General features: G+C 67.9%; 25 protein-coding genes and 1 pseudogene. 13 read left to right on the top strand and 13 right to left on the bottom strand.

Annotation, left to right across the window (positions count from 1 at the left end; translation table 11 throughout):
- The 4 genes from OXN85_12720 to OXN85_12705 all read left to right on the top strand — a co-directional run.
- The coding region (locus tag OXN85_12720) for a polymer-forming cytoskeletal protein (GenBank protein ID MCY3600821.1) at positions 1-226 on the top strand (226 nt) is incomplete at its 5' end.
- 89 nt (positions 227-315) lie between these two features.
- Complete coding sequence (locus OXN85_12715) at positions 316-1,302, top strand: calcium/sodium antiporter (protein ID MCY3600820.1); 987 nt, start codon at positions 316-318, stop codon at positions 1,300-1,302.
- Positions 1,303-1,417: 115 nt separating this feature from the next.
- Positions 1,418-1,621: an AbrB/MazE/SpoVT family DNA-binding domain-containing protein gene (locus tag OXN85_12710; GenBank protein ID MCY3600819.1), complete on the top strand. Its 204-nt coding sequence runs from the start codon at positions 1,418-1,420 to the stop codon at positions 1,619-1,621.
- Positions 1,622-2,089: a PIN domain-containing protein gene (locus OXN85_12705; GenBank protein ID MCY3600818.1), complete on the top strand. Its 468-nt coding sequence runs from the start codon at positions 1,622-1,624 to the stop codon at positions 2,087-2,089. It abuts the gene before it with no gap.
- Between the two features lie 11 nt (positions 2,090-2,100).
- On the opposite strand, the gene OXN85_12700 is transcribed toward OXN85_12705, so the two are convergent.
- The 9 genes from OXN85_12700 to OXN85_12660 all read right to left on the bottom strand — a co-directional run bounded on the left by OXN85_12700 (position 2,101) and on the right by OXN85_12660 (position 11,783).
- A complete protein-coding gene (locus tag OXN85_12700) occupies positions 2,101-2,841 on the bottom strand; it encodes a succinate dehydrogenase/fumarate reductase iron-sulfur subunit (protein ID MCY3600817.1) in 741 nt (246 codons plus the stop codon).
- A gap of 4 nt (positions 2,842-2,845) precedes the next feature.
- Positions 2,846-4,642: a fumarate reductase/succinate dehydrogenase flavoprotein subunit gene (locus tag OXN85_12695; GenBank protein ID MCY3600816.1), complete on the bottom strand. Its 1,797-nt coding sequence runs from the start codon at positions 4,640-4,642 to the stop codon at positions 2,846-2,848.
- A gap of 26 nt (positions 4,643-4,668) precedes the next feature.
- Positions 4,669-5,451, bottom strand: a complete 783-nt coding sequence (locus OXN85_12690; protein ID MCY3600815.1) for a succinate dehydrogenase — start codon at positions 5,449-5,451, stop codon at positions 4,669-4,671.
- A 69-nt stretch (positions 5,452-5,520) separates the two neighbouring features.
- The gene (locus tag OXN85_12685) at positions 5,521-7,029 is read right to left on the bottom strand and encodes a dihydrolipoamide acetyltransferase family protein (GenBank protein MCY3600814.1); all 1,509 of its coding nucleotides are present in this window, start codon (positions 7,027-7,029) and stop codon (positions 5,521-5,523) included.
- A gap of 33 nt (positions 7,030-7,062) precedes the next feature.
- Positions 7,063-8,037: an alpha-ketoacid dehydrogenase subunit beta gene (locus tag OXN85_12680; GenBank protein MCY3600813.1), complete on the bottom strand. Its 975-nt coding sequence runs from the start codon at positions 8,035-8,037 to the stop codon at positions 7,063-7,065.
- A 55-nt stretch (positions 8,038-8,092) separates the two neighbouring features.
- The gene (locus OXN85_12675; protein ID MCY3600812.1) at positions 8,093-9,178 is read right to left on the bottom strand and encodes a hypothetical protein; all 1,086 of its coding nucleotides are present in this window, start codon (positions 9,176-9,178) and stop codon (positions 8,093-8,095) included.
- Between the two features lie 113 nt (positions 9,179-9,291).
- Positions 9,292-9,930 carry an OmpA family protein gene (locus OXN85_12670; GenBank protein MCY3600811.1) on the bottom strand — a complete coding sequence of 213 codons (639 nt, stop codon included), beginning with the start codon at positions 9,928-9,930 and terminating at the stop codon, positions 9,292-9,294.
- Positions 9,931-9,955: 25 nt separating this feature from the next.
- Entirely contained in the window at positions 9,956-10,783 is an 828-nt protein-coding gene (locus tag OXN85_12665; GenBank protein ID MCY3600810.1) for a hypothetical protein, read from the bottom strand.
- A gap of 88 nt (positions 10,784-10,871) precedes the next feature.
- Complete coding sequence (locus tag OXN85_12660) at positions 10,872-11,783, bottom strand: NAD(P)H-binding protein (protein MCY3600809.1); 912 nt, start codon at positions 11,781-11,783, stop codon at positions 10,872-10,874.
- A 141-nt stretch (positions 11,784-11,924) separates the two neighbouring features.
- On the opposite strand from OXN85_12660, the gene OXN85_12655 reads away from it, so the two are divergent.
- Positions 11,925-13,952 carry an aconitase family protein gene (locus tag OXN85_12655; protein ID MCY3600808.1) on the top strand — a complete coding sequence of 676 codons (2,028 nt, stop codon included), beginning with the start codon at positions 11,925-11,927 and terminating at the stop codon, positions 13,950-13,952.
- On the opposite strand, the gene OXN85_12650 is transcribed toward OXN85_12655, so the two are convergent.
- From OXN85_12650 to OXN85_12640, 3 genes and pseudogenes are all read right to left on the bottom strand, one after another.
- Entirely contained in the window at positions 13,949-14,338 is a 390-nt protein-coding gene (locus OXN85_12650; protein ID MCY3600807.1) for a hypothetical protein, read from the bottom strand. The two genes, OXN85_12655 and OXN85_12650, sit on opposite strands and share 4 nt — an antisense overlap.
- A gap of 213 nt (positions 14,339-14,551) precedes the next feature.
- Positions 14,552-16,705: pseudogene (locus tag OXN85_12645) on the bottom strand (molybdopterin-dependent oxidoreductase).
- Positions 16,706-16,790: 85 nt separating this feature from the next.
- Entirely contained in the window at positions 16,791-18,455 is a 1,665-nt protein-coding gene (locus tag OXN85_12640; protein MCY3600806.1) for an NAD(P)H-dependent oxidoreductase subunit E, read from the bottom strand.
- Positions 18,456-18,648: 193 nt separating this feature from the next.
- On the opposite strand from OXN85_12640, the gene fdhD reads away from it, so the two are divergent.
- Complete coding sequence (fdhD, locus tag OXN85_12635) at positions 18,649-19,485, top strand: formate dehydrogenase accessory sulfurtransferase FdhD (GenBank protein MCY3600805.1); 837 nt, start codon at positions 18,649-18,651, stop codon at positions 19,483-19,485.
- 42 nt (positions 19,486-19,527) lie between these two features.
- On the opposite strand, the gene OXN85_12630 is transcribed toward fdhD, so the two are convergent.
- A complete protein-coding gene (locus tag OXN85_12630; protein ID MCY3600804.1) occupies positions 19,528-21,000 on the bottom strand; it encodes an FAD-dependent oxidoreductase in 1,473 nt (490 codons plus the stop codon).
- 195 nt (positions 21,001-21,195) lie between these two features.
- Here OXN85_12630 and OXN85_12625 point away from each other — a divergent pair, with 195 nt between their 5' ends.
- From OXN85_12625 to OXN85_12595, 7 genes are all read left to right on the top strand, one after another.
- Positions 21,196-22,341 (top strand): aminotransferase class I/II-fold pyridoxal phosphate-dependent enzyme, encoded by a 1,146-nt coding sequence (locus OXN85_12625; GenBank protein MCY3600803.1) that lies wholly within the window; start codon positions 21,196-21,198, stop codon positions 22,339-22,341.
- Between the two features lie 16 nt (positions 22,342-22,357).
- The gene (locus OXN85_12620) at positions 22,358-23,488 is read left to right on the top strand and encodes an N-acetyltransferase (protein ID MCY3600802.1); all 1,131 of its coding nucleotides are present in this window, start codon (positions 22,358-22,360) and stop codon (positions 23,486-23,488) included.
- 23 nt (positions 23,489-23,511) lie between these two features.
- Positions 23,512-24,465, top strand: a complete 954-nt coding sequence (locus OXN85_12615; GenBank protein MCY3600801.1) for an NAD-dependent epimerase/dehydratase family protein — start codon at positions 23,512-23,514, stop codon at positions 24,463-24,465.
- The gene (locus OXN85_12610) at positions 24,462-25,349 is read left to right on the top strand and encodes a phosphatase PAP2 family protein (protein MCY3600800.1); all 888 of its coding nucleotides are present in this window, start codon (positions 24,462-24,464) and stop codon (positions 25,347-25,349) included. Before OXN85_12615 ends, OXN85_12610 begins: the two co-directional genes overlap by 4 nt.
- Positions 25,350-25,398: 49 nt before the next feature.
- Positions 25,399-25,956, top strand: a complete 558-nt coding sequence (locus tag OXN85_12605) for a sigma-70 family RNA polymerase sigma factor (protein ID MCY3600799.1) — start codon at positions 25,399-25,401, stop codon at positions 25,954-25,956.
- A 14-nt stretch (positions 25,957-25,970) separates the two neighbouring features.
- Positions 25,971-26,669: a hypothetical protein gene (locus OXN85_12600; protein ID MCY3600798.1), complete on the top strand. Its 699-nt coding sequence runs from the start codon at positions 25,971-25,973 to the stop codon at positions 26,667-26,669.
- Positions 26,666-26,926 (top strand): hypothetical protein (locus OXN85_12595; protein MCY3600797.1); only part of this gene is annotated, 261 nt, incomplete at its 3' end. The genes OXN85_12600 and OXN85_12595, both read left to right, overlap by 4 nt.

Genomic DNA, 26,926 nt, shown 5'->3' with positions numbered 1-26,926 from the left:
GGTGGGGACCGTTGTCGGAGCCAGTCGCGTGGAACTGCAGGAAACCTGCAGAATCGAGGGCGACATCCGGAGCCGCCGGGTGAAGCTCGAAGAGGGCGGCCAGATCGAGGGTCGTCTCCATATGACGACGAAGACAGCGGACGAGAAGCCGACCGCTTCTCCGCGCAAGGGCGCGGCCCCCTCGATCCAGCCGCAGAAGCGTCAGCGGGCGGCCGGGCCCAGCTGAAGCGGGGCTTCCGCCCGCCCGGCCTCCCGACCGCGGGGGTCGCGCCGTGCCGTGCGGGCGATCCGTTTGACGGAATCCCGTAATCGCGGATGAGGAACACGCTCCTCTTCGCCTTCGCGTTCCTGCCCCTGACGCTCGGCGCGGACTGGCTCGTTCGCGGCGCCGCCGGCCTCGCGCAGAGATTCGGAGTCAGCCCGCTCGTCGTCGGCCTGACCGTGGTCGCCTTCGGTACCTCGGCCCCGGAATTGGTCGTCAGCGCACTTGCGTCGCTGGAGGGCGACGCGGACGTCGCCGTTGGCAACATCATGGGTTCCACGGCCGCGAACGTAGGCTTGATCGTGGGCGTCGGCGCCCTGATTCGGCCGATCGAGGTCCACCGCCGGGTCATCGTGCGCGAGACGCCGCTCGTCATCGTCGTTCTATCTCTCGTGATGGTGCTGTCGCTCAACGATGCCGTCGGACGCCTCGACGGACTCGTGCTCGTCTTCGGCTGGGCGCTCTACCTGTTCTTTCTCCTGAAGTGGGAACGCGTGGGCCTGTTCGGGAAGACGGATCGCGCTCCCGATCCGGACGCACCTCCGCCGGCCGCCGGACCCGAGCCGCCAAGGACCGACATCGCAGCGCCGGGAGTCTGGTGGTCGCTCGTGCGGATCGGCATCGGCCTGCCCTGCCTTACGTACGGGGCGCGCTGGCTGCTGGAGGGCGCCGAGGGGATCGCCCGGTCGCTGGCCGTTCCGGAGGCGGTGATCGCCGCCACCATGATCGCGGTCGGCACTTCACTGCCGGAATTGGCCTCCACGCTGGTGGCCGCCTTCAGGCGCATGGGAGACATTGCGATCGGAAACGTGATCGGCTCGAACGTGTTCAATCTCGGCCTTGTGCTCGGGACGGCTGCGCTCGTTCGCCCGCTCGTGCTCCATCCGACGATCGTCGTCGGCTATGTGCTTCCGGCCCTGGCCTTCTCCGTCATCCTCATCCCCCTCGCCCTGCACCGCGGCACTGTGCAGAGGGCGGAGGGAGGGCTGCTCCTGCTCCTCTATCTCGCCTACATCGTGATGGTCTGGTTGTTCAACTGACCTGATCTTTCGACCCCGATCCAGCACCTGCCCCTCCCCATCCCGCTGCGGACCCTCCGCTTGCCAAGCGATACGGTAAAGCGCTAAGGTTGGCCGTATGGTGGTTTCCGTAAAGATGAGCAGCAAGAACCAGATCGTGGTGCCAAAAGTCGCGCGCGAGGCGCTCCGCCTCAGGCCCGGCGACCGGCTCTCGGTGTCGGTGGATGGTGACACCGTGAGGATGGAAAAGCTGCCGCCCGAGCAGGATGATCGGCTGCGGGGCGTGCTCCGGGATGTCGTCGATGCCGGGGATCTCTGGATCGAGCTCGAGGACGCCTGAATGGCGGACGACGGGCGCCCCGCAGGTCTCGAGGAGCGTCTCGCCCGGGCCGGTCTCGTCCACGTCGACGCTCGCGTATTCGCGCTTCACCTGACCGGCACGGGTCCGACGAGACAAACGGAACTCACCTTCTCGGGCATCGCGAGCGGCGCGGTCAAGGCCCAGACGTCGAGCCTGACTCTGTACCAGGTCCTCGTGGAAGTCTACCGGCAGGGAGAGCCGACATTGGCGGGCGACGTGGCGCGGTACATGCGGCTCTACCCTCGATTGGGCATCGTACCGGCCAGCCCCGAAATCGCCATTCAGGCCGCCGAAGTACGAGCGCGGCTCGGAGGTCGGTCGGAACGGGCCCTGCAGATTGCGACGGCGCTCGTTTCGGACGCCGAGGTGTACCTCACGTCGGGCTCGGGACTCCGCCGGATTGCCGGGATGCGTGTGCTGAACGTCGAGGACTTCGGCCAAGGGTAGGCGACACTACGCTAGCGTCTCCGCACGAGCCTCACGAGCGCCTTCAGGGGGTCGTAGAAGCGGTCGACGACCCGTTCCTTCAGGGGGATGATGGCGTTGTCCGTGATGGAGATACTCTCCGGGCATACCTCCGTGCAGCACTTCGTGATGTTGCAGAACCCGATGCCGCCCGACTCCTTGAGAAACGCGCTCCGATCCTCCACGTCGATGGGGTTCAGACTGTATCCGGCGGTTCTCACCAGGTACGTGGGGCCGATGAACTCCGCGTGCTTTCGGTGTGAACGGAGGACGTGACACACATCCTGGCAGAGGAAGCACTCGATGCACTTCCTCATTTCCTGAGCCCTCTCGATCTCGAACTGCTTCATACGCCAGCCGTCCTCGGCATCGCGGGGACGCGGCCGAAAACGTGGGATGGTGGCGTTGTTTCGGTACCCCTGGGAGACGTCGGCGACGAGGTCCTTGACGACGGGAAAGGCCTTCATCGGCGTGACCGTGATCGATTCGCTCTCCTCGTAGTCGGAGAGTCGAGTCATGCACGTGAGGCGAGGCCGGCCGTTGACCTCGCACCCGCAGGATCCACACTTGCCGGCTTTGCAGTTCCAGCGCACCGCGAGGTCCGGCGCGTGCTCCGCCTGGATGCGGTGGATGGCGTCTAGCACGACCATGCCCTGATCGACCTCGATCGTATAGGATTCGAGCCGCCCGTCGTCGTCGGATCCGCGGTAGACCTGGAAAGTTCGTTCCGCCACCTCGCTACACCCCTTCCTCGATGAGCTGCCTCAGTTCGGCTGGCGGCTCCGATACCGGTTCGGTGTCGGTCACCATCCGTCCGTCGGACGATCGGATGACAAGATTGACCCGCCCGAGCGCGGCGTCGGAGTCCGGAAAGTCGATTCGGGTATGCGCGCCGCGGCTCTCCCGTCGCTCGAGCGCCGAGAGGACGACCGCCTCGGCCACGGTGAGCATGACGTGGAGGTCGAGCCAGGTGTGCCAGCCGGGGTTGAAGGCCCGCCCTCCGCGGACCGCGCACGAGTCGAGCGCCCCGCGCAGTCGGTGGATGTCCTCGAGGGCCTCGCGCAGCGCGCCCTCCGTACGGGCGATTCCGACCTTGTCCTGCATGATCTGCTGCAATTCCTCCTGCAGGCCGAAGGGATTGCGTCCCCCCTCGCGCGCGAAGGGCGCCGTCGCGCCCGCGACGGCCGCGGACAGTTCGGATGCCGGGATCTCGGTGAAGGACACGTCTCTCGCCTCTTCGGCGGCCGCGGCGCCGGCGCGCTGCCCGAACACGATAAGGTCGGAGAGCGAATTGCCCCCGAGGCGATTGCCGCCGTGGAGGCCCGCGGCCACCTCACCCGCCGCGTAGAGCCCGGGAACGCAGGTCGCCGCCGTCTCCGGGTGCACCTTCACTCCCCCCATCGCGTAGTGGGTCGTCGGCCCGACCTCCATCGCGTCGGTCGTGATGTCGACGCCCGCGAGTTCCTTGAACTGGTGATACATGCTCGGGAGCTTGGCCTTGATGTACTCGGGACTCCGCTTATCCGAGATATTGAGGAAGACGCCGCCGTGCGGACTCCCCCGCCCCGCCTCCACCTCCGCGACGATCGCCTTTGCCACGACATCCCGAGTGAGCAGTTCCGGCGGGCGGCGGTTGGCCACGCGGTCCCCTTCCACCCAGCGGTCGGCCTCCTCCTCGCTCTCCGCGTAGTCCCCCTCGAACATCTCGGGGACGTATCGGAACATGAATCGCTCGCCATCCCCATTCGTGAGAACGCCTCCCTCGCCCCGGACGCCCTCCGTGACGAGCGTGCCGCGCACGCTGGGCGGCCACACCATGCCCGTGGGGTGGAACTGAACGAACTCCATCCCCATGAGTTGGGCCCCTGCGTCGTAGGCGAGCGCCACCCCGTCGCCGGTGCACTCCCAGGAATTGGACGTCACCTTCCAGGCCTTGCCCAGTCCGCCTGTGGCGAGGATGATCGTCCGGGCGCGGAAGAGCACGAATTCGCCCGTCGGACGCCAATACGCGAGTGCTCCGGCCACTCGGCCATCCACGAGGATCAACCGGAACACCGTGCACTCCATGAAGACGTCGGCCCCTTCGTGCACGGCATGATCCTGAAGCGTCCGGATCATCTCCAGCCCCGTCCGGTCGCCGACGTGCGCCAGCCTGCCGTAGGTGTGCCCCCCGAACGGACGCTGGTTCATGCGCCCGTCCTCCGCCCGGTCGAAGAGGGCGCCCCAGGCCTCGAGCTCTCTTACGCGATCCGGCGCCTCCGCGGCGTGCGCCCTGGCCATCCGCCAGTCGCACAACCCCTTGCCGCCCCGCATCGTGTCGCGGAAATGGACCCGCCAATTGTCTTCGGGGCGGTTGTTGCCGAGCGCGGCCGCCATCCCGCCCTCGGCCATGACCGTGTGCGCCTTGCCGAGCAGCGACTTGCCGACGAGTCCCACGGATACGCCAGCCTCGATGGCCGCGATCGCCGCGCGGAGCCCGGCGCCTCCGGCTCCGATCACGAGGACGTCATGCTCGTGGCGTTCTGAAATCTCCATGAAAAGTCCGCTGTGCTCTGTTGGGTTCAGAAGAGTCGGGGATCCTCGAACACCCGCATCGCCACCAGCCGGATGTACAGATCCGTCATGCACACGAAGACCAGGCTGAACCAGGCCCAGCTCATGTGTCGCTTGTTGAACCAGCTCACGCCTTTCCACGCCTTGTGGCGAGCCTTACCCGCCAGCGCGCAGGAATAGCAATCGATGTCGCCGCCGATGAGATGGCGGAGGGAGTGGCAGCCGAACCAATACCCGGACAGCAGCACGAGGTTGATCAGCAGGACGATGGATCCGACCCCGACGCCGAAGCCGTCCTCGAAGAAGAACCCGTGAATCGTGTCGTACGTCAGGAAGAGCCAGATGATGATCGACGCGTACAGGAAGTAGCGATGAAGGTTCTGAAGGACCCACGGCAGTCGCGTCTCGCCCGCATACCTGTCGCCGCGGAACTCGCCCACCGCGCAGGCGGGCGGGTCGAGGAGATAGGCGCGGTAGTACGCCTTCCGGTAGTAGTAGCACGTCCCGCGGAACCCGAGGATCACGCCCATCATCAGTATGGCCGGAGAGAACGGCCACCACTCGATTCCGAACAGGCGGATCTGTTCCGGGCAGCTCGCGGCGATGCACGGCGAGTACAGGGGCGACAGGTAAGGGTCGGCGAAATAGTTGCCGCCCTGCAGAACCGCCCAGGTGGCGTAGCCTCCGAAGAGGCCGAGCCCCACCGCTACGCTCAGGGGCGGCACCCACCAGCGATCCCTGCGGAGGGTCTTGCCGAACCCGCGATCTCGAACCGCGACCGAGCTTTCCATGGTCTTTCGTCGACTCTTCGTGGAGTGGGGGCGGGCCGCGGCCAGCCTACCGGGCCGTCAGGATGACTGTCAAGCGGCGTCGTCCGGGAAACCTTCAAGGTATTCCTGGACCCGATTGAGGAAGAACGCCGCCATGGCGCCGTCAACCACGCGATGGTCGTAGGAAAGACCGAAGTAGGCCCGGTGGCGGATCGCGATCACATCGTTACCGAGGTTGTCCTGCACAACGACGGGACGCTTCTCGATCACGCCGGTTCCGAGGATGGCAACCTGGGGCTGGTTGATGATCGGGGTCCCGAACAGGTTTCCGAAGACCCCCACGTTCGTGATCGTGAACGTCCCGCCCTGGATGTCGTCGAAGTCGAGCGCCCGGCCGCGAGCCTTCTCGGCGAGTTCGTTCGAGCGCTGTGCGAGTCCCAGCAGGCTGAGCTGATCCGCGTCCTTGAGCACGGGCACGATGAGTTCGCGGCCGTCGTTGATCGCCACCGCGATCCCGAGATTGATGTTGCCGTGGTAGACGATTCGTGATCCGTCGACGGACGAGTTGAGGATCGGGTATTCGCCCAGGGCCTCGATCACGGCGCGATAGATGAAGGGGCCGTAGGTGAGCTTCACGCCCTGATCGGCGAAGCGCGACTTGAGCGAGCGCCTGAGTTGAACGATCCGCTCGAAGTCCACCTCGGTCACCGACGTCACGTGCGCGGAAACGCGTTTGGACATGAGCATGTGTTCCATCGTCCGCAGGCGGACTCTGCTCATCTCCTCGACGCGGTCACGTTCGCGAATCGGCACGGAGCCGAGCCGCACATCCAGGGTGGCCCCGTGGATAGGGATCCGGAGCGTGCCGGGCGCCGCCGGCCCGGGCGCCGATGTCTCGGGGAGCGCCGGCTCCGACGCCTTGACGTCGGAGGCCGGGACCGGCGATGGGGTCGCGGAGGGCGCCGCAGCGGGGGCGGGTGCCGACGCGGGAGCGGGCACCGACGCGGGAGCGGGCACCGACGCGGACGCAGCCTCCGGCCCGCCGGCCGAGATGAACGCAAGAATGTCATCCCGGGTCACGCGGCCGGAGGTGCCGGTCCCGGGCACCTGGTGGATGTCGACACCGTGTTCCGCGGCGATCTTTCGCACGAGCGGAGTCGACCGAGTCCTTAGGCGCTCATCGCGACTGGCGGGCGACCCCTCGGCCGCCGGGCCCGGGGATACGGGCGTGGCGGCGGCCTGCGGACCCGTGGGCGCCGTCGCCGGCGCCGCGGTTGACGCCATGGGTGCTACAGCTCTCGCGTCCGTCGGCGGATCGGCCGGGGGTACCGGGGGTGCGGCGGGTGCCGCGACCGTCGCATCGGTCTCGATGCGGGCCACGACCGTGTCGATTTCGACCGTCTCCCCGTCCTGCACGAGAACTTCGGCCAGCACCCCCGCCGCCGGCGACGGAATGTCCGCGTCCACCTTGTCCGTGGATATCTCGAACAGATCCTCGTCACGCTCGACCGCATCCCCGACATTCTTGAGCCAGCGCGTCAGCGTCCCCTCCGCGATGGACTCTCCCATCTGCGGCATGATGACATCCACTTTGGACATAGGTGTCCTTCTCCGGCGTACAGCCGCGTGGGTTCAGTAACTCAGTTGCAGGCGGGCCATCGAGACGATGTCCGCCACCTGGGGTAGATGCGCCTCCTCCAGCTCGGCAGCGTACGGCACCGGCGTGTCGAGTGCGGCCACCCTCCGAATCGGAGCGTCAAGCCACTCGAACGCGCGCTCGCAAACCAACGCCGCCACCTCGCCGCCGAAGCCGCCGAACCGCGGCGCTTCGTGCAGGACGAGAAGTCTCCCCGTCTTCTTCACGCTCTCGAGGATCGCGGCGCTATCGAGCGGCTGCAGCGTCCTCAGATCGATAATCTCGATCTCCGCCCCATCCTCTGCCGCGAGCTGCTCCGCAGCCTCGTGCGCAGTATGGACCGTGACGCCATACGTGACCAGCGTGAGGTCCGTTCCTCCGCGGTGCGTTCGGGCCTTCCCCAGCGGCGTCAGGAACTCCTCGCCTTCTCCGAGGTCCTCTCGAAGTCTTCGATACAGGTACTTGTGCTCGAAGAAGAGGACCGGGTCAGGGTCCCGAATCGCGGCCTTGAGCAGCCCCTTCGCATCCCTCACTGTAGCCGGAGCCACCAGCTTGAGGCCCGGCACGTTCGCGAAGTACGACTCGACGTTCTGTGAGTGAAAGGGCCCCGCGCGCACCCCCGCGCCGCAGGGTCCGCGAATCACCAGCGCCGCCCCCACCCCCGTCCGGTAGCGGACCTTGGCGGCGAAGTTGACGATCACGTTGAAGGCCGGCGCGATGAAGTCGATGAACTGCATCTCGCACACGGGCTTCAGGCCCATCTGCGCCGCCCCGATCGCCGCGCCCACGATCGCCGCTTCGCTGATCGGAGTGTCGATGACGCGATCGTCGCCGAATTCCGCGAGCAGCCCTTCCGTAATCCTGAAGGCGCCGCCGTAGGCGCCAATGTCCTCGCCCATGATGAAGACGTTGGCGTCCGCCCGCATCTCCTCACGGATCGCCTGTCGAATCGCTTCGAGATAGGTAGCCACGACGCAAAGAATAACCGCGTGCCGTCCGCATCAGCAACGCCTCGCGCGCCATACTTTACTTACACGTAAAGGGCACTTCCGTGACCTGCAGCGCGATTCCCGGATGGCCGATCGACTCCAACACCGCACCGATGGCGATCTCCCGCCGAACGTAGCCGAGGCCGATGGGGCCGAAACGCGGAGAATGAACCGCGGAGGTGAGGAGGCCGACCGGCTTGCCGCCAGTGGCTTCGGAGGGCACTCGAAGTTCGGCGCCCACGAGGTCGGGTGCCTGGTGGAGGGTGTTCGGGGTCCAGCGAAGCCCGCGCAGGTGGCGGTTCACATGGCCCCGGTAATGGATGCGAGCGACGACCTCTTGGCCGGTGAAGCACCCCTTGACGAAGCTGATCGCCCGCTCATCCTGGCCCGCCTCCTGGGCCAGCCGCTCGGCGCCCAGTTCGGACCCGAAAACCGGCAATCCCCGCTCCACCCGCAGGATCTCCCAGTCTCCGCGGGCGGCGGCGGCCCCACCCGCCTGCGCGCCGGCACCCTCCAGCTGTCTCGAAAGCCGTTGCGCCTCTCCCGCTCGGCCGGTGTGGTCTACATACAGGTCGAACCCGGCCCCCTCGATCTCCTCCCGGCAAGCCACGAGGGCCGGAATGCCGTCGATCCATACGGTCGTCCCCTCGAGAGGGGCCAGTTCGCCGGGCTGCCGCACAAACGAGACTCCCGCAGCCGCTTCCCAGTGTTCGAGCGCCTCGACGGCCCGCGGTCCGATGAGCGTATGAACGGCAACGTCCGTCTCGCGGTGCCCAGCAAACATCGGAGGCACGTACTTCCGAAGGTGAGTCAGCAGGGCGGGCACGGCATCGCGCGGCGCGTCCAGCCAGATGGTTTCCGCTCCCGCGTCCCCGGCGTCGCGCTCGAAACCCGCCACGGGCAGAATCCGGACATCGGCGACGACGCGGCCGCGGCGATCCAGGAGAAAGGCATAGACGCCCCGCCCCAACGGGACATCCTTCACATCGTTCGAGGCGAGGCCGTTCATGACTCGCAGCGCCGCCGCGCCCGACACGGCGACAACCGCTCTCCGGAGGTTCGAGAACAGTCCGACGCTCTCGACGGCGGCACGATACCCTTCGGAACCGGACCCCCCCGACATCAGACCGACGCGGCCCACCGAGGCGGGCGATGCGGCAAAAAAAGCTCCCGGGCCGAAACCCGGGAGCCTCGCTCCAACTTGGCGGTCAAGCGCAACTCAGGACATCGCCGGTTCTAATTCGAGCCTGGTCCGGCCCACTCGACAACGAACGTCGCGCGTCGGTTCTCGATCCCGGTCTGGCGATCTTCGACGCCGGTGTCCTGGTTCACGAGGCGCGACTCACCCATGGCCGCAACGCCGATGTTGTCGGCGTTCATCCCGGCGGTCTGCACGAGATAGTCCTTCACGCTCTCGGCGCGCGCCTCGGACAACCTCATGTTGTACGCCTCGGATCCGGCACTGTCGGCGGAGCCTTCCACGGTGACCCGGGCCTGAGGGAAGGATCCCAGGATGGTGGCCGCGAACGCGTCCAGAATCGGACGGTCGACGGCCCGCACTTCGGAGCTGTTGAAGTCGAAGTGCACCGGCAGGGAAACAGCGAGTCCCGCCCCGTGCATGTCATCGTCGCTGACGTGACCTCCGAACTCCTGCCGCAGACGATCCAGCCCGCTCCGCAACTCCGCTATGTCGCCCTGAAGCGCCTCTACCGCGGCCGTATTAGCTGAGATGCGGGCCTCGTGATCCGCGAGCTGCCCGTCGACGGGCTCCATAACGCGGTCGAGTTCCCACTGGCGCACGAGCTGCATGCAACCCGCAGACAGGAAGGCTAGAGTCACCACAACCATCGACACCCACACCCTGTTCTGGCGCATCCTGACTACTCCTCCTTTTCGCGGCTTATGGGAAGTTGACCCGGAGGCCAACCGAGAGCGGGATTTCCATTATGGAGCTGAACCCATGCACATGATTGAGTTCGCCGTACACGTGCGTCGCTTCCTCGTCCGTCATGATGTAGCGGAGGTCGAGTTGGGCGAAGAGCGTGACCATCGGGACGTCCGTATCCGCATGGCGAGCGAAGTTGAGCCCTGCCTTGATTCCGGCGTTGCCGGAGAAATACGACCCGTTTACCAGGGCTACCGTATAGAGTCCCGGACGCGGGTGGTTCTCCAGCAGGAACGCATCCGAATCGAGCGTCGAGGCGCCCAAGCCGAAATCGACCGCCACGGTTGCGTTTCCCATTGGGTCCGTGAGGTGATACTCGATCCCGCCCGTCAAGTGGAAGATCTGAAAGTTCGGATCGATCGCCCCCTTCGTGCCGAGCATGTCGAGAGCTCCCTCGACCCGCAGCGCCAGACGCGGGCGCAAGAAGTAGGATGCCGCACCCGAGAAGGACGGACCCGCCTCGGCGGCATCGGCGATCTCGCCCATCGGGACGGCCATCCCAACTCCGCCCTCGAACGACCAGAACATCGGAGAATAGGGACTCTGGGCCTCGGCCCGGATCGGCAGAAAAGCGAACGCAGCCATCGCGCCGACCACCAACACCAGCTTTCTGAACACATCCTTCATATCGACCTCCTGCGAGTTGTGAGGCTGCCGAGGAACGCGCGGGCTGTCTGATTCGCCACGCAAACCACGCACGAACGTCCAACTGCAACCAGCGGCACCCGGCCTCCGATGTCGCCGGAAAAATCGATGCAAGCTAAGCCCGATGTCGAATGACATGCAAGAGATACAACGCGTGCTCCGGTGCGTGCGGGAACCTCGTTCCGGGGAGGCCGGTCGGGCTCACGAATGCGCGAAGATCCGCAGCTCAGGCACGGAAGACGTACGCCGCCAATCCCGTCGCGAGGTCGCGCGGATCAAACGCCGGAAACCGGCGGCGGGCCAGATCGGAATCGGCAATCCCATCCTGGGTTGCGAAGTCCACGGCATCGCGTGACAGGATCTGGCCGGGGAGACCCTCCGCGCAGGCGGCGGCCAGCTTAATCAGACCTTCCGGGATGTGTAGAATCGCCCGGCGCCGGCCGAGCGCCTTCATGGCCGTCCGAACGACGTCGTCCAGCGACAGGACTTCCGGGCCACCCGCCTCCAGAGTGAGCCCGTCTCCCGCCGAACCCAGCGTCGCCTCGCACACGAGGTGTGCCAGGTCATCCACATGTATCGGAGTGATCCGCCCGGAGCCGTCCCCCAGTTGCGGAAAAACGAACGGAATCGCGCGAATGAGCGCGAGGAATCGGTTGAGGCTCCGGTCCTCGGGGCCGTAGACCCATGAGGGTCGAACGATGACGTGGGCGAGGCCCGATTCCCGCACCGATGCCTCCGCCAGCCCCTTGGCGCGATACCAGGTACGCGCGGAGCCGGGATCGGCCCCGACCCCGGACAGGTAGACGAGTTTGCGTACTCCCGCTTCCACGGCGGCCTCCGCCAGCGCGGCCGTGCCGCGGGCGTCGACCTCCATGAACGTCCGGCCGCGGGCGGGCGCCTCCACCGGATAGCCCGGGAACTGGACGGAGAGGATGGCCGCGTCCACGCCGTCCATCGCCCGTGCGAGCGCGGCGGGCCGACGCACATCGCCCTCGACGTATTCCGCCGGGAGTCCGAGGCTCCTCGCGCCGGCGGGGTTTCGGGTCAGCACGGCAACCCGCACCCCGCGACGGTGCAGCCCCCGGACGAAGGCACGCCCGAGAAAGCCTGTTCCACCCGCGACGAGGACCCGCTGCATGACTTCACCTCCCGACTGGCGCCGGGGCGCGCATCACCTGAACATCCCCCGGATGACATCCCCGAATGACATCGTAGCCGTCGTCGGATTCCAGACCAATGTCACCCCGATCTTCTGGCCCGGTCCGGGCGGGAGTACAACATGCTGGAACATCTGCTCGAGACCGAGGTGGCCAGGCGCCCGCCGACCGTGCGCTTCAAGGGCCGGATCCTCTTTCTGACCGAAGATCCGGACCTCATCCGCCGCCAACTCGCGGGGGAGGATCTCGACTGGGATCCGTCGATCCCTCTGCGCGACGATATTTCGACCGATGAGATCACGCCCGGCTGGGTCTGCTACCACTTCGACGAGAAGCTGGGGGAATACCCGTACGTGGGCCTCCTGTGCGGCGACGAGCGCCCGATCGGCCGCAACGACATCCGGCAGGGCGGCTTCGTGTGCTCCGTGTCCGGAAAGAGGCGGGGGAAGGGGTCGAGCCGGGAGGCTTCGCCGTATGCCGAGCGCGCCGCGGGCCTCCGCGTCGTCATCGGGGAGAACATCGAGCGTATCTACGGGGAGAATTGCGCGAACATCGGCCTCCTGGCATCGACGGATTTCTCCCTCATCAGGAAGATCCGGCGCGGGGAGGAAATTCCGCTCGACGCGTTCATCGGAGACGCGGGACGCATTCAGCGGGACATCATCGAGTACGGCGGGCTGCTCGACTACGCTGTGGCGAGGCTGAAGGGATTCGTCACGCTCCCCGGCATCACGACCCCGGCGGACCGACCGCAGACGATTGCGGAGAAGATCATCGCCCGGCACTGGGTCACCGACGCGGCCTCGGGCATGCTGGGCGTTCCGGCTGTGAAACCGGGGGACACGGGCTTCCTCCGGGCCGACCTTCGCTTCTCCCACGAGTACGTGACCCCCATGGCGTCGACGTTCTGGGAGGACTTCGCGGGCGACGCGGGACTGAACGATACCGAGTCCATCGTCTTCTTCCGGGACCACCTCGCGTTCCTCGACGAGGTCATCACGGAGGAGAGGAAGGCGGCCGGCCTGCTCGACGCGGCCCATGCGCTGCACGACCGCCAGCGGAAGTTCGCCGCCGCCAAGGGCGTGCGCCTGCACGGCGAACTGCCGGACCGCACGGGGAGCGAGGGGATCTGCCATATCGTGGTGCAGGACCGCTACGCGCTCCCCGGCCAGATCATCATCGGCAGCGATTCTCACACCCCGCATTCGGGTGCGCTGGGATGCGTAGCGTTCGGCGTAGGGACGTCCGCGATCGTCAACGCCTGGGCGACGCGCGACGTCCGGCTGGAAGTGCCGGAGTCGATCCGGGTGAACATCACGGGCGAGCCGCCCGCCGGCGTCGTGGCGAAGGACCTCATCCTCGAACTGCTGCGTCACCCGACCGTCAAGAACGGCGAGGCCATCGGACGCATCATCGAATTCACGGGAGAGGCCGTGAAGGCGCTGTCCATCGATGAACGCGCGACTCTGACGAACATGGCGGCCGAGGTCGGGGGCTTCACCGGCATCATCGCCCCGGACGCGGAGACGGTGGCGTGGATCGCCGGACGGCGCGGCTTGGCCGTGGACGAGGTCCGGGCGCTGTGCGACGGATTGTACAGCGATCAGGGAGCGGACTACGCGGCGACGATCGAGATGGACGCGAGCGGCATCGAACCGATGGTCGCGACCCCGGGCGATCCCGGAAACGGCGTGCCCGTCTCGGCCCTTGAAGGGGACGTGAGCCTGGATACCGTGTTCGTCGGGTCCTGCACCGGAGCGAAGCGGGCGGACTTCGAGATGTATGCCGCGGTGGCCCGGGAAGCGGTGGCGGCGGGGAAGCGCGTGCCCGCGTCCGTCCGCGCCTATGCCCAGTACGGGTCCATCGATGTGGAGGCGTGGAGCCGGGAACAGGGCCACGACCGGGCGCTCCGGGATGCGGGATTCGACGTCCTCGCTCCCGGCTGCGGAGCCTGCATCAACGCGGGGCCGGGCGTCTCGACGACGAAGGAGCAGGTCACGATCAGCTCCATCAATCGGAACTTCCCCGGCCGCAGCGGACCGGGGCAGGTGTACCTGGCAAGTCCGTTGACCTGCGTGGCCTCGGCGATCGAGGGAAGAATCGTCGCGTACGGAGACGCGCCGTGGAGCCGCGGGACCCCCCGCTCCTAAGCGGGTTCGACCCTCACGGGGCAGACCTTCAACTCGGCCGTGTGCGTGATCGGGTCGTAGCCGCCTCCGGTGAGGAAGTTCACCGGTACATCGTTGAAGCTGAATGACGCGAATACGGTTCCTGGCGGGGATCGGTCGTTCGCCTCGACCTTGATCCGGACCTGGCCGCGCGGGCTCGACATCATCGCCCAGCCGCCGTCCTCGAGACCCCATTTCGACACGTCGGCCGGGTGCATCTCGAGACTTTCTTCCGACAACAGGTATTCGATCCCCGCGGCTCGCCCCGTCTGCGTTCTCGTGTGATAGGCCGGAAGTCGGCGCCCGGTCGTAAGCCAGATCGGGTATTCCTCCGAGATCGTCTCGGCCGGGTCCCGGTACCGGATCATCTGGAAGATCCCGCGCCCGTTCTCGAACTCGCCCTCGTGAAGGATGGGCGTGCCGGGGTGGCCCCGCTCCGGCACCGGCCAGTGATACTCGCCGTCCGCGATGAGATCCCAGTCGATTCCGGCGTAGATCGGCGAAAGGGAGCAGAGCTCGTTGAACACCTGCTTGGCCGACTCGAACTCGAAGCCCTCCAAGCCCATGCGCTGCGCGATGCGCGACACGCACCACCAGTCGGGTTTCGCCTCGCCCGGCGGATCCACCGCCTTCCGGAGGCGCTGAACGCGCCGCTCCGTATTCGAGCACACGCCGTCCGTCTCCGCCCACGCGGTGGCAGGGAGCACGACATCGGCCAACTGCGCCGTCTCGGTGAGGAAGATGTCGATCACGACGAGATGGTCGAGACTCCTGAGCGCATGCTCGCAGTGCTCCCGGTCGGGATCCGTCACGACGGTGTTCTCGCCATTGATGATCATGGCGCGGATCCGGTCGCCGCACATATCGAGCGCCGTGACCTTCGTGGGACCCAGTTCAAGGTCTACCTCCCGGCCGTAGGCGGCGGCGAACTTCGCCTGGTACGCCGGGTCGCGCACGTCCTGGAAGCCGGGGTAGTTGTTCGGCAGCGCCCCAGAGTCTCCCGCGCCCTGGATGTTGTTCTGGCCGCGCATCGGATTGATCCCGGTGCCCTCGCGGCCGACGTTGCCGGTCATGAGGGCGAGATTGCAGAGGCTCTGCACGTTGTCCACGCCGCAGATGTGCTCCGTGATCCCGAGCGTGTAGTAGATCGCTCCGCGTTCGGCCTTTGCATACCAGCGCGCCGCCTCCGCGATCAGCTTCGCGTCCACCCCGGTGATGGATTCGGCCCATTCCGGCGGGTACTCCAGGACGTGCTCGACGAAGTCCCGGCCTTCCGTCGTCCGGTCGGCCACAAAGCCCTCGTCCATCAGCCCCTCGCGGGCGATCGTGTGGGCCATGCCGAGCAACAGGGCGACGTCCGACCCCACCCTCAGCGGCAGGTAGATGTCGGCCATCTCGGCCAGCGCGATACGCCTAGGATCGGCGACGATGAGCTTGGCGCCCCGGGCCACCGCGCGCTTGATGCGGGTGGCCGCGACGGGATGGCACTCGGTCATGTTGGTCCCGATGCAGAAGATCACATCGGGCTTATCCATGTCCGCGAGCGGATTCGACATCGCCCCCCGTCCGATAGAGGCCGCCAGACCGGCGACCGTGGGGGCGTGTCAAGCACGGCTGCAGTTGTCGATCTGGTTCGTACCGAACGCGCCTCGGATGAACCGCTGCATCATGTAGGCCGCCTCGTGCGGCGCGCGTCCGGAGGCGACGCCGTACACGGAGTGCCGGCCGTGATCCTCCACCGCCGCCGTGAACCCCGCCGCCGCGCGGTCGAGTGCCGTGTCCCAGTCGGTTTCATGGAGTTCGCCGTCCTCGCCCCGCACCATCGGATAGGCCAGCCGGTCGGGGTGCTGCACGAAGTCGAACGCAAACTGCCCCTTGACGCAGAGCGCGCCCTCGTTGGCGGGTCCATCCATCGCCGGCTGGACGCCGATCAGCTTGTCGCCCCGCGACAGCAGGTCGACGGAACACCCGACGCCGCAGTACGGGCAGACGGTCCGCGTCTTCTCGGTCTCGCCCGGCACGTCGGCGTTCGCGAGCGCCTTGATGTCGGCGAGGGCCCCGGTCGGGCAGGTCTGGATGCACTGCCCGCAGAACGTGCAGGCGGAGTCCCCCAGCAGGCCCTCGAACTCCGTCGTGATCTGCGTCTCGAACCCGCGGTTCATGACCGAGATCGCGTAGTCTCCCTCCTGCTCGGCGCACACCCGCACGCAGCGGTAGCAGGAGATGCAGTTCTCGTAGTCGCGGAGGATGAAGGGGTTGTCGTCGTCCGGCCGGCTGCGGCCGGACGTGGCCCCGGCGAAGCGGCCCGTCCGGGCCTCGTAACGGTCGAGGAGGACTGCCATCTCCTGCGAAGCGTATCCGGAGAGGGGGTCGACATCCGTGTCGCGGTTCTCGGAGGCGACCATCTCCATGAGCACGCGGCGGTGCATGTCGAGCCGCGCCGAACGGGTCGTGATCCGCATCCCGGGCTCCGCCCGCATGGTGCAGGAGGCGACCGGGTTGCGGGCGCCGTCGAGTTCCACGATGCAGAGGCGGCAGCCGCCGAAGGCTTCCAGGCGCGGATCGTAGCACAGCGTCGGGATCTCCTTGCGATGCCGCTCGGAGACCTCGTACAGGCTCTCGCCCCGACGAACGCCGACCTTCTCGCCGTCGAGCGTGATCTCGAAATCGAAGCCCGTGCCGTTGCCCGAATTGTCGCTCAAAAACCCACCTCCGGAGGCGCGAGGATCACGCACCGCTGGAAACTGCCGGGCCCACTAACATGACGCGCCGCGCGCGTTGCGACAAATCCGGCCGGTCTGCCCGGCCCACGCTCCGACGCTAGGCGGACTCGGTGACGTGCCTCGAGACGCGATCCGGGAAGTAGCGGATCAGGCTCTCCGTGATGAGCGGGGCCGCCTGACCCAGGCCGCACGCGCTCGTCTGCATCATCGTGTCGCCCAGATCGTGCACCTCATCGATCCAGGCGCCGATGTCGGGCGGGCCGTCCCCGTGCAGGCGCTCCGTCAGGCGCTGTGTGCCGATGCGGCAGGGGAAGCACTTGCCGCAGGATTCCTCGGCGAAGAACTCCATGGCGGAATGCGCGACTTCGATCATGTCTCGCGAGTCGTCGAACACCATGATGCCGCCCGCCCCCAGGAAAGACCCCTTCGAGCGGATGTCGGGCTCGTCCAGCGTGACGTCGAGCGCCTCGCCCGCCAGGAAGCCGCCAGAGAGCCCCGCCATCGTCACCGCCTGGATCTTCCGCCCGCCCGGCACGCCGCCGGCCAGGTCGTCGATCAGCGTCATCAGCGGGAAGCCCATCGGTACTTCGTAGTTGCCGGGGCGCGTGACGTCCCCGGAGAGCGAGATCACCTTCGTGCCCGCGTGGTCGCCGATCCCGAGGTCCCGATACCAGTCGGCGCCGTGCACGAGGATGTGGGGCACGGAAGCCAGCGTCTCGACGTTGTTCACGACCGTGGGAAGGTCCTCGTACCCGTGCGTCACCGGGAAGGGCGGCCGGTTGCGCGGGAACGGGTGCTTGCCCTCCAGGCTGTTGAGGAGCGACGTCTCCTCGCCGCAGATGTAGGCGCCCGCGCCACGGCGCACCCAGAGGTCGAACGGTCGCCCGGGCCCGAGGGCTTGCGGTCCCAGCAGCCCGGAGCCGCGGGCCTCTTCCAGGGCCGTCTCCAGGATGCGCAGCGTATCCGGGTATTCGTAGCGGAGGTAGATGAATCCCCGCGTGGCGCCCGTCGCGAAGCCGGCGGCGATCATCCCTTCGATCACTGCGTGCGGGTCGTAGTCCATCAGCGCCCGGTCCTTGAAGCAGCCCGGCTCCCCCTCGTCCGCGTTGCAGACGATGGTCTTGGGCTCGCCCGCGGCCTCCGCCACCGCCCGCCACTTCCGCCCGGTCGGGAAGCCGGCGCCGCCCCGCCCCGCCAGGCCGCTCGCGTCGATGGCATCGAGCAGCGAGCCGGCCCCCCCGCGGAGGGCGTTCTCGAGACCGGAATACCCGCCCGTCGCCCGATACCCCGCCAGCGTCGCGCGTCCGGGAGTTCGGATGTGCGCGAATACGCATTCCTCAACGTCCGGGTGTGGAGCGGGAGGAAGAGGAGAGGGTCGAGAGGCGAGCTCAGCGACCGTGGTTCCGCAGAGGACCCGGTCCCGGTCCAGGACGGGAATCGGTTCGTCGCAGCGGCCGGGGCAGGGCATCGCGTGCGCGTTCGGCACCTCGGCCAGCAGTTCGTCCGCCCCCTGCAGGGCACAGATGGGTCCGGTGCAGATCCGGGCGCGCGCGTACCCCCCGGCGTCCCGTGCGAAGTGGTGATAGAACGTTACCGTACCGAAGAGATCCGCGATCGGGATCCGCAGGTCGTCGGAGATGGCGCGCAGGGCGTTCTCCGAGAGGTGTCCGTCCCTCTCGTGGAACTCGTGCAGCAGGGGGAGCAGAGGAGCGGGCTCCTCCCGCCACTTCGCGAGGAGTTCCGCGTCCGAGGGCGTGTTCATGCCGTCATAGTTACCCGCAGACGCGAATAGCGGCAAACGACCTCCATCCGCGCGGGGCGTCGCCCCCCCAATCTCGGGGGCGCCCGGTTCGGCGTCCGGCACGACGGCGCGCGGGGCGCCTGCTCAGGCACTCTCGGTAGCTCGCGCGTTTCCCGGACACGACACCCGCGCGTCGACACCGTAACTTCGGTCCATGATTACGCCCCGAAGGAACACCGCCCGCGTCGACATCGATCGCGTGTCCGAAGCTTCGAGCCGGAGGCGGCGCGACGCCGTCGCGGTCGAAGAGCCGCTCGAGATCCGGATCGCGCCCGCGGGCGGAGGAGAACACCAGGTGGCCGTGACGATGCGCACGCCGGGAGATGACTTCGACCTCACGGCCGGGTTCCTCTTCTCGGAGGGGCTGCTGGGACAGCGGGCCGATATCGCCGACCTGCGGTACTGCGTCGACGTGGAGACGCAGGAATACAATATCGTCACCGCGCATCTGAGCGAGACGGCGCGCTTCGACCCGGCGGAGCTGACCCGGAACTTCTATACGACGTCGAGTTGCGGCGTCTGCGGAAAGGCCTCCCTCGAGGCGATCGAGATCCGCGGCTGTGCCCCCGTGCCGGCCGAGGGCCCGACCGTGGCGGCCGGGATCGTGCGCACCCTCCCGGGCGCGCTTCGGCGCCGCCAGCCGGTGTTCGAACGAACGGGCGGACTGCACGCGGCCGGCCTGTTCGACACGGCAGGTGAACTGCGCCTCCTGCGCGAGGACATCGGACGCCACAACGCGCTCGACAAGGTGATCGGCGACCGATTCCTCCAGGAAGCTCTGCCCCTGGGCGATACGGTGCTGGCCGTGAGCGGCCGGGCTTCCTTCGAGATCATGCAGAAGGCGCTCGCCGCCGGAATCCCGATTGTCGCGGCCGTGGGCGCCCCCTCGAGCCTCGCCGTCGACGTGGCCGAAGAGTTCGGGATGACGCTGATCGGCTTCGCGAAGCCGACGGGATTCAACATCTACACCGGGAGCCACCGCGTCGGCTGAGGAACCGGATCGACCCCGGCCCCGTCCGGAGGGGCCCGATCCTCAAGGCGGCAGGGCGCGCCCGATCCTGAGCGCGAGGTCGACGGCCGACTTCCTCCAGCCCGTCAGCGTCGACCTGCGGTAGGCATCGGCGGTACGCTTCACGCCCTCGCTCATCGTCGGGTACGGATGGACCAGCGACGCGAGCGTGCCCAGCTTCACCCCCGCCTTCATGGCGAGCGAGATCTCCGCAATCATCGTCCCCGCGTCGGGCGCCAGGATGTGTCCTCCCAGAATCCGGCCTCCCTTTCCGACGACGATCTTCACGCGGCCCATGGCGGCGCGTTCGGCGATCGCCCGGTCGAGGTTCCCGATGTCGTAGACATGGGCGGACACCGAGGCCCCGTGCCGGTCGCGGGCCTCGGCCTCGGTGAGGCCGACGTGCGCGAGTTCGGGGTCGGTATAAGTGCACCAGGGAATCACGCGATAGTCGATGTTCGCGCGCACGGGGAAGAGTGCGTTCTGGACCACGGTGCGCGCTTCGTGGTCGGCGACGTGCGTGAACAGGAACCCGCCGGTCACATCGCCGGCCGCGAAGATGTGCTTGCTGGAGGTGCGAAGCCTGGAGTCGACGGTGACCCAGCCTCCGGCAGTCTCGACCCCCGCCGCGTCCAGCCCCAGATCCTCCGTGTTGGGCGCACGTCCCGCGGCGACGAGGACCTCGTCGACTTCAAGTGTCTCGGCACGCTCCTCCGCGCTCCGCCCTTCCTCCGCGACCGCGGGGGGCGCGATCGTCACCCGTCGCCGGTCTCCGACGCGGTCGACGCGCGTCACGATACGGCCCGTCCGGACACGGATACCCTCATCCCGCAGCCTGTTCGTCAGGAGGTCCGCGAGTTCGGGTTCTTCGCGGACCATGAGCCGGTCGAGCAGTTCGACGACCGTGACCTCGGCCCCGAGACGGCGATACGCCTGGGCGAGTTCGACGCCGATCGGCCCGCCGCCGACCACCGCGAGCGAGGCGGGGATCGTGTCCCGGTCGAACGCCTCCGCATGCGTGAAGTAGCCCGCCTCCTCGAGCCCCGGGATCGGGGGCACCGCGGCTCTGGAGCCGGTGGCGATCACGAAGCGCCGCGCGCGGAGGCGCCGGCCGTCCACCTCGACTTCGTGCGGCGACACGAAGCGCGCCGCCCCCTCGACCACATCGACGCCCATGGCGCGAAAACGCTCCGGATCGTCGTGCGGCTCGATCTGCGCGCGGACATCGCGGACGCTCGAGAGCACGTCGGTGGCTTCGATGTCCTGCCGCGGGATCCCGAGGCCGAACGAGGCCGCGTCGCGAACGTGCCGCGCCACCCGGGCCGAGCCGATGAGCGCCTTGGAAGGCACGCAGCCGGTCCACAGACAGTCGCCGCCAAGGCGGTCGCGCTCGACCAGGGCCACGCTCGCACCCAGCCCCGCGCCCCCGGCCGCCGTCACGAGACCCGCGGTCCCTCCGCCGATGGCGACGATGTCGAACGTCCGGTTTCGAACCACGTTGCTCCTCCCTGTGGAAGGTGAGCGATTTCACTGGGCCACCAGGCCCGTTTTTCCTTGCCGGGCGTCCCGATTCGCGCTTAGCTTCGCTTCGTGCAGAATCCTACATCCCAAGCTGCGGTGTCCCGGTCGGGCTCAATGAAAAGCCGCGTCCAACCGCCTTCGATCCTTGCCAAGTGTCGTGAACTAGCGACCGTGCACGACCTCCGCGAGGCCGGTCTCTATCCGTACTTCATGCCCATCGAGGCCTCTCACGACACGTGGGTCGTCAGCGACGGCGCTCGCAAGATCATGGTGGGCTCCAACAATTACATGGGACTCACGCACGATCCGCGCGTCCTCGAAGCGGCCCGCGAGGCCCTCAACAAGTTTGGCAGCGGCAATACGGGCAGCCGCTTCCTCAACGGCAACCTCGATCTTCATGAGCAACTCGAAGCCGAACTCGCCGACTTCACCGGCATGCAGGCCGCGCTCGTATTCTCGACCGGCTACCAGACGAATCTGGGCACGCTGGGCGCGTTGATCGGTCGCGCGGACACGGTCTACATCGACAAGCTCGACCATGCCAGCCTCCAGGACGGCGTGCGTCTGGGGCTCGGCCGCACGCGCCGCTTCAACCACAACGACTTCGCGACGCTGCGCCGCATGCTCGAGGCCGAGCCGGCCTCGCGCGGCAAGCTTATCGCGGTGGACGGCGTGTACAGCATGGAAGGCGACATCGCGGATCTGCCCACGCTGGTCGAGCTGAGGCGAGAGTACGACGTGGCCATCCTGGTGGATGACGCGCACGCCGTGGGCGTTCTGGGCGAGACCGGAGCCGGGACCGCCGAGCACTGGGGGCTCACCGACGAGGTGGACCTGATCCTGGGCACCTTCTCCAAGTCCTTCGCCTCGATCGGTGGCTTCGTGGCGGGCCGCGCCGACGTCATCGACTACCTCCAGCACAACGCCCGCGCCCTCATGTTCAGCGCGAGCATGCCTCCCGCATCCGCCGCCACCGTGCTGAAGGCGCTGGAGATCATCCGCGATGAACCGGAGCGCCGGGAGCAGCTCTGGAAGAACACGTACAGGATGATGGAGGGCTTCAAGTCGATCGGGTTCGATATCGGACCGACCGAGACCCCGATCGTCCCCATTCTTATCGGGCCCATGGAGAAGACCTTCGTGTTCTGGCGCGCCCTGTTCGAGGCGGGCGTCTTCACGAACCCGGTCGTGCCGCCGGCCGTTCCCGAGGGGAGTTGCCGCCTGCGCACGAGCTACATGGCCACGCACTCGGACGACGACCTCGATTTCGTGCTCGAACAGGTGGAACGCGTGGGGAAGAAGCTCGGCGTCGTCTGAACCGGCGCCTCCCACCATGACGAGTCTCGCTCCCTCCGTGCGCGTCGTCCCCGTCGAGAGCCGCGCCGATCTCAAACGCTTCATCGACCTGCCGTGGTCGATCTATCGCGGCGATCCCGACTGGGTGCCCCCGCTGAAACGGGACGTGCGGGCCGCCTTCGATCCCGCGAAACACCCGTTCCACCTGCATTCGGAGGTCCAGCCCTACCTCGCGTTGCGCGACGGCCGGGCCGTGGGCCGGATCTGCGCGATCCGGAACCGGAATCACGAGCGGGTGCACGATGAGTCCACAGGGTTCTTCGGCTGGTTCGAGTGCGTCGACGACCCGGGGGTGGCCGGGGCGCTGCTCGACGCGGTCCGGGCCTGGCTCCGGGACCGCGGGCTTACCGCGATGCGGGGTCCCACGAGCTTCTCGACCAACGAGACCTGCGGCCTGCTCATCGACGGAGATCCCGGGCCGCCGGTCGTCCTCATGGCCTACAACCCGCCGTACTATCCCGCGCTGATGGAGGCCGCGGGACTGCGGAAGGTCAAGGATCTCTTCGCCTGGCTCATGAAGAAGGGCGATTGGCCGCCGCACCTCTTCCGCGCCGAGAAGGTCGTGACCCGAAGGTACGGCATCCGGATCAAGACGCTGGACATGTCGCGCTTCGACGAAGAGCTCGGCCGCGTCCAGCGCCTGTACAACGCGGCGTGGGAGAAGAACTGGGGTTTCGTCCCCATGACCGAGGCCGAGATGGATCACATGGCGGCAGAGCTCAAACCCATACTCGACCCCGAGCTCGCGCTCTTCGCGGAGACGCCGGAGGGCGAGACCGCCGGCTTCGCCCTTGCCCTCCCGGACTTCAACCAGGTGCTGCGCCGGATGAACGGCCGGCTCTTCCCCTTCGGAATTCTCAAAGCGCTCATCTACAGGCGGAAAATCACGTGCATGCGCGTGATCATCCTGGGACTTGCCGAGGAGTGGCGCGGCAAGGCCGTCGATGTCCTCCTCTACCTCTGGCTGTTCAGGAAGGGGATCGCAGCCGGGATGACGTCCGCCGAACAGTCCTGGATCCTCGAGGACAACCAGAAGATGAACCAGGCCATCGAGCGTCTCGGCGGCAGGATCTACCGGACCTACCGGCTGTACGAAACGGCGCTCTAGGCCTTTACTATGTCGCTTTACTCATGGCATCAGTCTTTCTGACCGGGGGAAGCGGGTTCCTCGGCGGCCATGTCGCCGAGGCCCTCGTCGCCGCCGGACACCGCGTCACCGCGAGCGTGCGGCGCACGAGCGACACGCGGCGTCTCGATCGCCTCGAGTTGAGGAAGACCGAACTCGACCTCGGGGTGGAAGGCAGGCCGGAAGCGGCCGCGGCACTCGCGGGTTGCGCCGCCGTCGTGCATTGCGGCGCCCTCACGCGGGCGCGCGACGAGTCGGAGTTCATGGCCGTGAATGCGGCCGGCACGCGGCGGCTCGCGAGAGCGGCGGCGGATGCAGGAGTGCGGCGGTTCATCTTCATCAGCAGCCTCGCCGCCCGCGGTCCGGATGGCGCGGACGGACCCGTGAGCCCGTACGGTCGGTCGAAAGCCGAAGCCGAGGCGGCGCTCGCCTCGGTCCGCGGGGCGATGGAGGTCGCCGTGCTCAGGCCGGGGGGCGTCTACGGCCCACGGGACTCCGATCTGCTGCCGCTCTTCCGACTGGCGGCGCGGGGGTGGACCGCGATTCCGCGCAGCCACGCGCCCCTGCAGCCGGTGTACGTCGCCGATGTCGTCTCGGCCGTGCTCGCAGCCCTCGAGGCGGCGCCGGCGCCGCACCCGCTTCCCATCGCCGCGGCGGAGCGCCATTCCTGGCGCGCGGTGGCGCGCGCGCTGATGGCCGCCGTGGACCGTCCCGGCCGCGTCCTGCGGCTGCCGCCGGCGCTCTTTCTCGCCGCCGGAGCGCTGTCGGAACTCGCGGGCCGCCTGACGGGGAAGGCCCCGGCCTTCGACCGGAGACGGGCGCGGGACCTGTCCGCGTACGCCTGGACCTGCGACATCGAGTTGAGCCGAAGGGTTCTCGACCCCTGGCGTCCGAGGATCGGCATCGAAGAGGGGCTCGCGCGCACTGCCGAGTGGTATCGCCGCATGGGCTGGCTGTGAGCGGCGGCCGCGGCGGAGGGCTCCTGCCCGTCGATCGCGTCGCCATCGGCTACTTCGGATGCACGGGCCTCATATCGCTGGCGTTCGGCGGCCTGTCCGGCGCGGGCATCGCGGCGGCCCACGCGATCGCCGTCTTCGGGATCACGCGTCTTGCGGCCTGGCACCCCCGCGCCGGCCTCGCCGCAATCGCGCGGGGCGCATACGCCGTGCTCCTCACGCCCCTCCTGTATGCGGAACTCTCGGTCCTCAACCGCTTTCTCACGCAGCGGTATTTCGACGCCACGGTGCAGGCGTGGGACGCCGCCATGTTCGGCGGACAGCCGAGCATCGACCTCAGCGCGTGGCTCCCCTGGCTCCCCGTCTCCGAGGTGTTGCATCTGGGCTATTTCGGCTACTACGCCATCATCCCCGCTGCCATCCTGGGCGTGTTCGCGACGCGGGGGGTCGAGGCCATGCAGCGCACCGCCCTCGCCGTGGCCGCCGCCTTCTTCGTCTCCTATCTCGTCTTCATGTTCTTCCCCGTCGCCGGCCCCCGATACGAGTTCGCGCAAATCGGCGGCGAGATCGGCGAGGGTACGCTGTTCGGGATCGTGCACGGGATCCTGGAGGCCGGCTCGTCGAAGGGCACGGCCTTCCCCAGTTCCCACATCGCCGCCTCCCTGGCCGGGGTCATGGCCGCCGGGCGCGAGGATCGGCGCTGGTTCTGGCTCCTCATCATCCCGGAACTCGCGTTGACTGCCGGGACGGTGTACGGTCGCTTCCATTATGCGGCCGACGCCCTCGCGGGCATCCTGCTCGGGCTGCTGATCTACGCCGTACTGCTCGCGGCCGATGGCGCGGCCGACGGGGCCCGGGCAGCCGAGAGCGGGCAACCCGGGGGCTGAACCGCGCATCAAAGCGGTGGATCCAGAAGGTGACCTTCAGAGGGATGACGTGGAAGAACGCGACCTGATCGCCTGCGCGAAGGCGGGAGAGCGATCCGCGATGGGAGAGTTGTACGAGCTCCACGCGCGGCGCGTCTACACCGTGATCCGCCGCCTCGTGGGCGACGATCACCTCGCGGAGGACCTCTCCCAGGAAGCGTGGATCCGCGCGTTCGAGAAACTCCACCTCTTCCGGGGCGACGCGGCCTTCGGCACGTGGCTCTACCGGTTGGCGACGAACGTGGCGCTCAACCGGCTGCGCCGGTCGTCGAAGCGGCGACCGGTGGAATCCGCTGCGGAGCTTCCGCGCGTGGCGCGGGCGCACGACGACGTGATCGTGACGCGGCGGGTGCTGACGAAGGCGCTGGACCAGTTGCCGCCGGGGTACCGGAGGGTCCTCGTGCTGCACGACGTGGAGGGCTGGACGCACAACGACATCGCCGAGGCTCTGGGGTGTTCGCCCGGCACGTCGAAGTCGCAGTTGCACAAGGCGCGGGCGCGCATGCGGAAGCTCATCGCTCCGGAGGATTCCGGGGACGGCGGTGCGCGGGGCGAAGCGGGCCTCTGAGAGGGATAGAAGAGATGGCGAACCACATGGAGGCCGAGCGAATCTCGGCACTGCTCGACGAGCCGTGGGCGGACCGGGATTGCCGGGCCCACCTCGAGACGTGCAGGGAGTGTCAGGCGGAGTTCGAAAGATTGAGCCGGATGCGCATGGCGCTGTCCGCGCTTCCGGATGAGAAGGCGCCGGCCGGGCAGTGGGCCGCCATCGAAGCCGCGCTCGATGCCGACGAGACGCGTGTCGGCGTCCGCGGGCTGGGAGGAGGTCTCGCCGGCCGTCTCTTCGTTCCGGGACCGCTCCAGGCCGCCGCCGCCCTCGTGTTGTTCGCCGGCGGCGTGATCGCCGGTCTGCAGTTCACGGGCGGGCGGTCCGCGAACTTGCCGGCCGCGGATCTCGCGGATCTCCCGGCCGTCGTATCCACCGATGACGGTCGCGCCCTCGTGGACGGGCTCAGCCGGATGGAATCGCTGCGGTCGCCGCTCAGACAGGTCGGAGCGGGGGGGACGGGTCCCGCTTCGGAAGGCGGGCCGAGGGAGGGAGATCCCTTGGAGATGGCGCAGAGACTGGCGACGGTGGAGGGATATATTCGGGCACTGCGCGACCGCCTCGAGACGAGTCCCGACGACCCGTTCGCCAGCGCCTATCTGCTGGAACTCGTGGAGACGCGCGACCGGCTCGCGGAGGATCTCGGTCGCGCCAGCGGGACGCGAACCTGGTGACCTCGCCCCGCGCGCGGCCGATCACGCCGCTGGCTTCGTGCCTGGCTCTGGGCGCCCTTCCGTTCGCCGCCCTCGCCGGCGCCGCGCAGGAGGCCGGGACGGCCGAGTCCGCCGGCTGGATCGGGGTGCGGGTCGAGGAACGCTACAACTGCGGCTGGGAGACTTCGGAAGACTGGAAGAACTGCACGCTCATCCTGAGGATTCGCGAGATGCAGGATGGCGGACCGGCGGCGCGCGCGGGGCTCCTCGCCGGCGAC

Source organism: Candidatus Palauibacter australiensis (genome assembly GCA_026705295.1).
Classification (GTDB): Bacteria; Gemmatimonadota; Gemmatimonadetes; order Palauibacterales; family Palauibacteraceae; genus Palauibacter; species Palauibacter australiensis.
The sequence above is the reverse complement of the archived record's forward strand: the minus strand, read 5'-3'. Positions and strand labels throughout refer to the sequence as shown.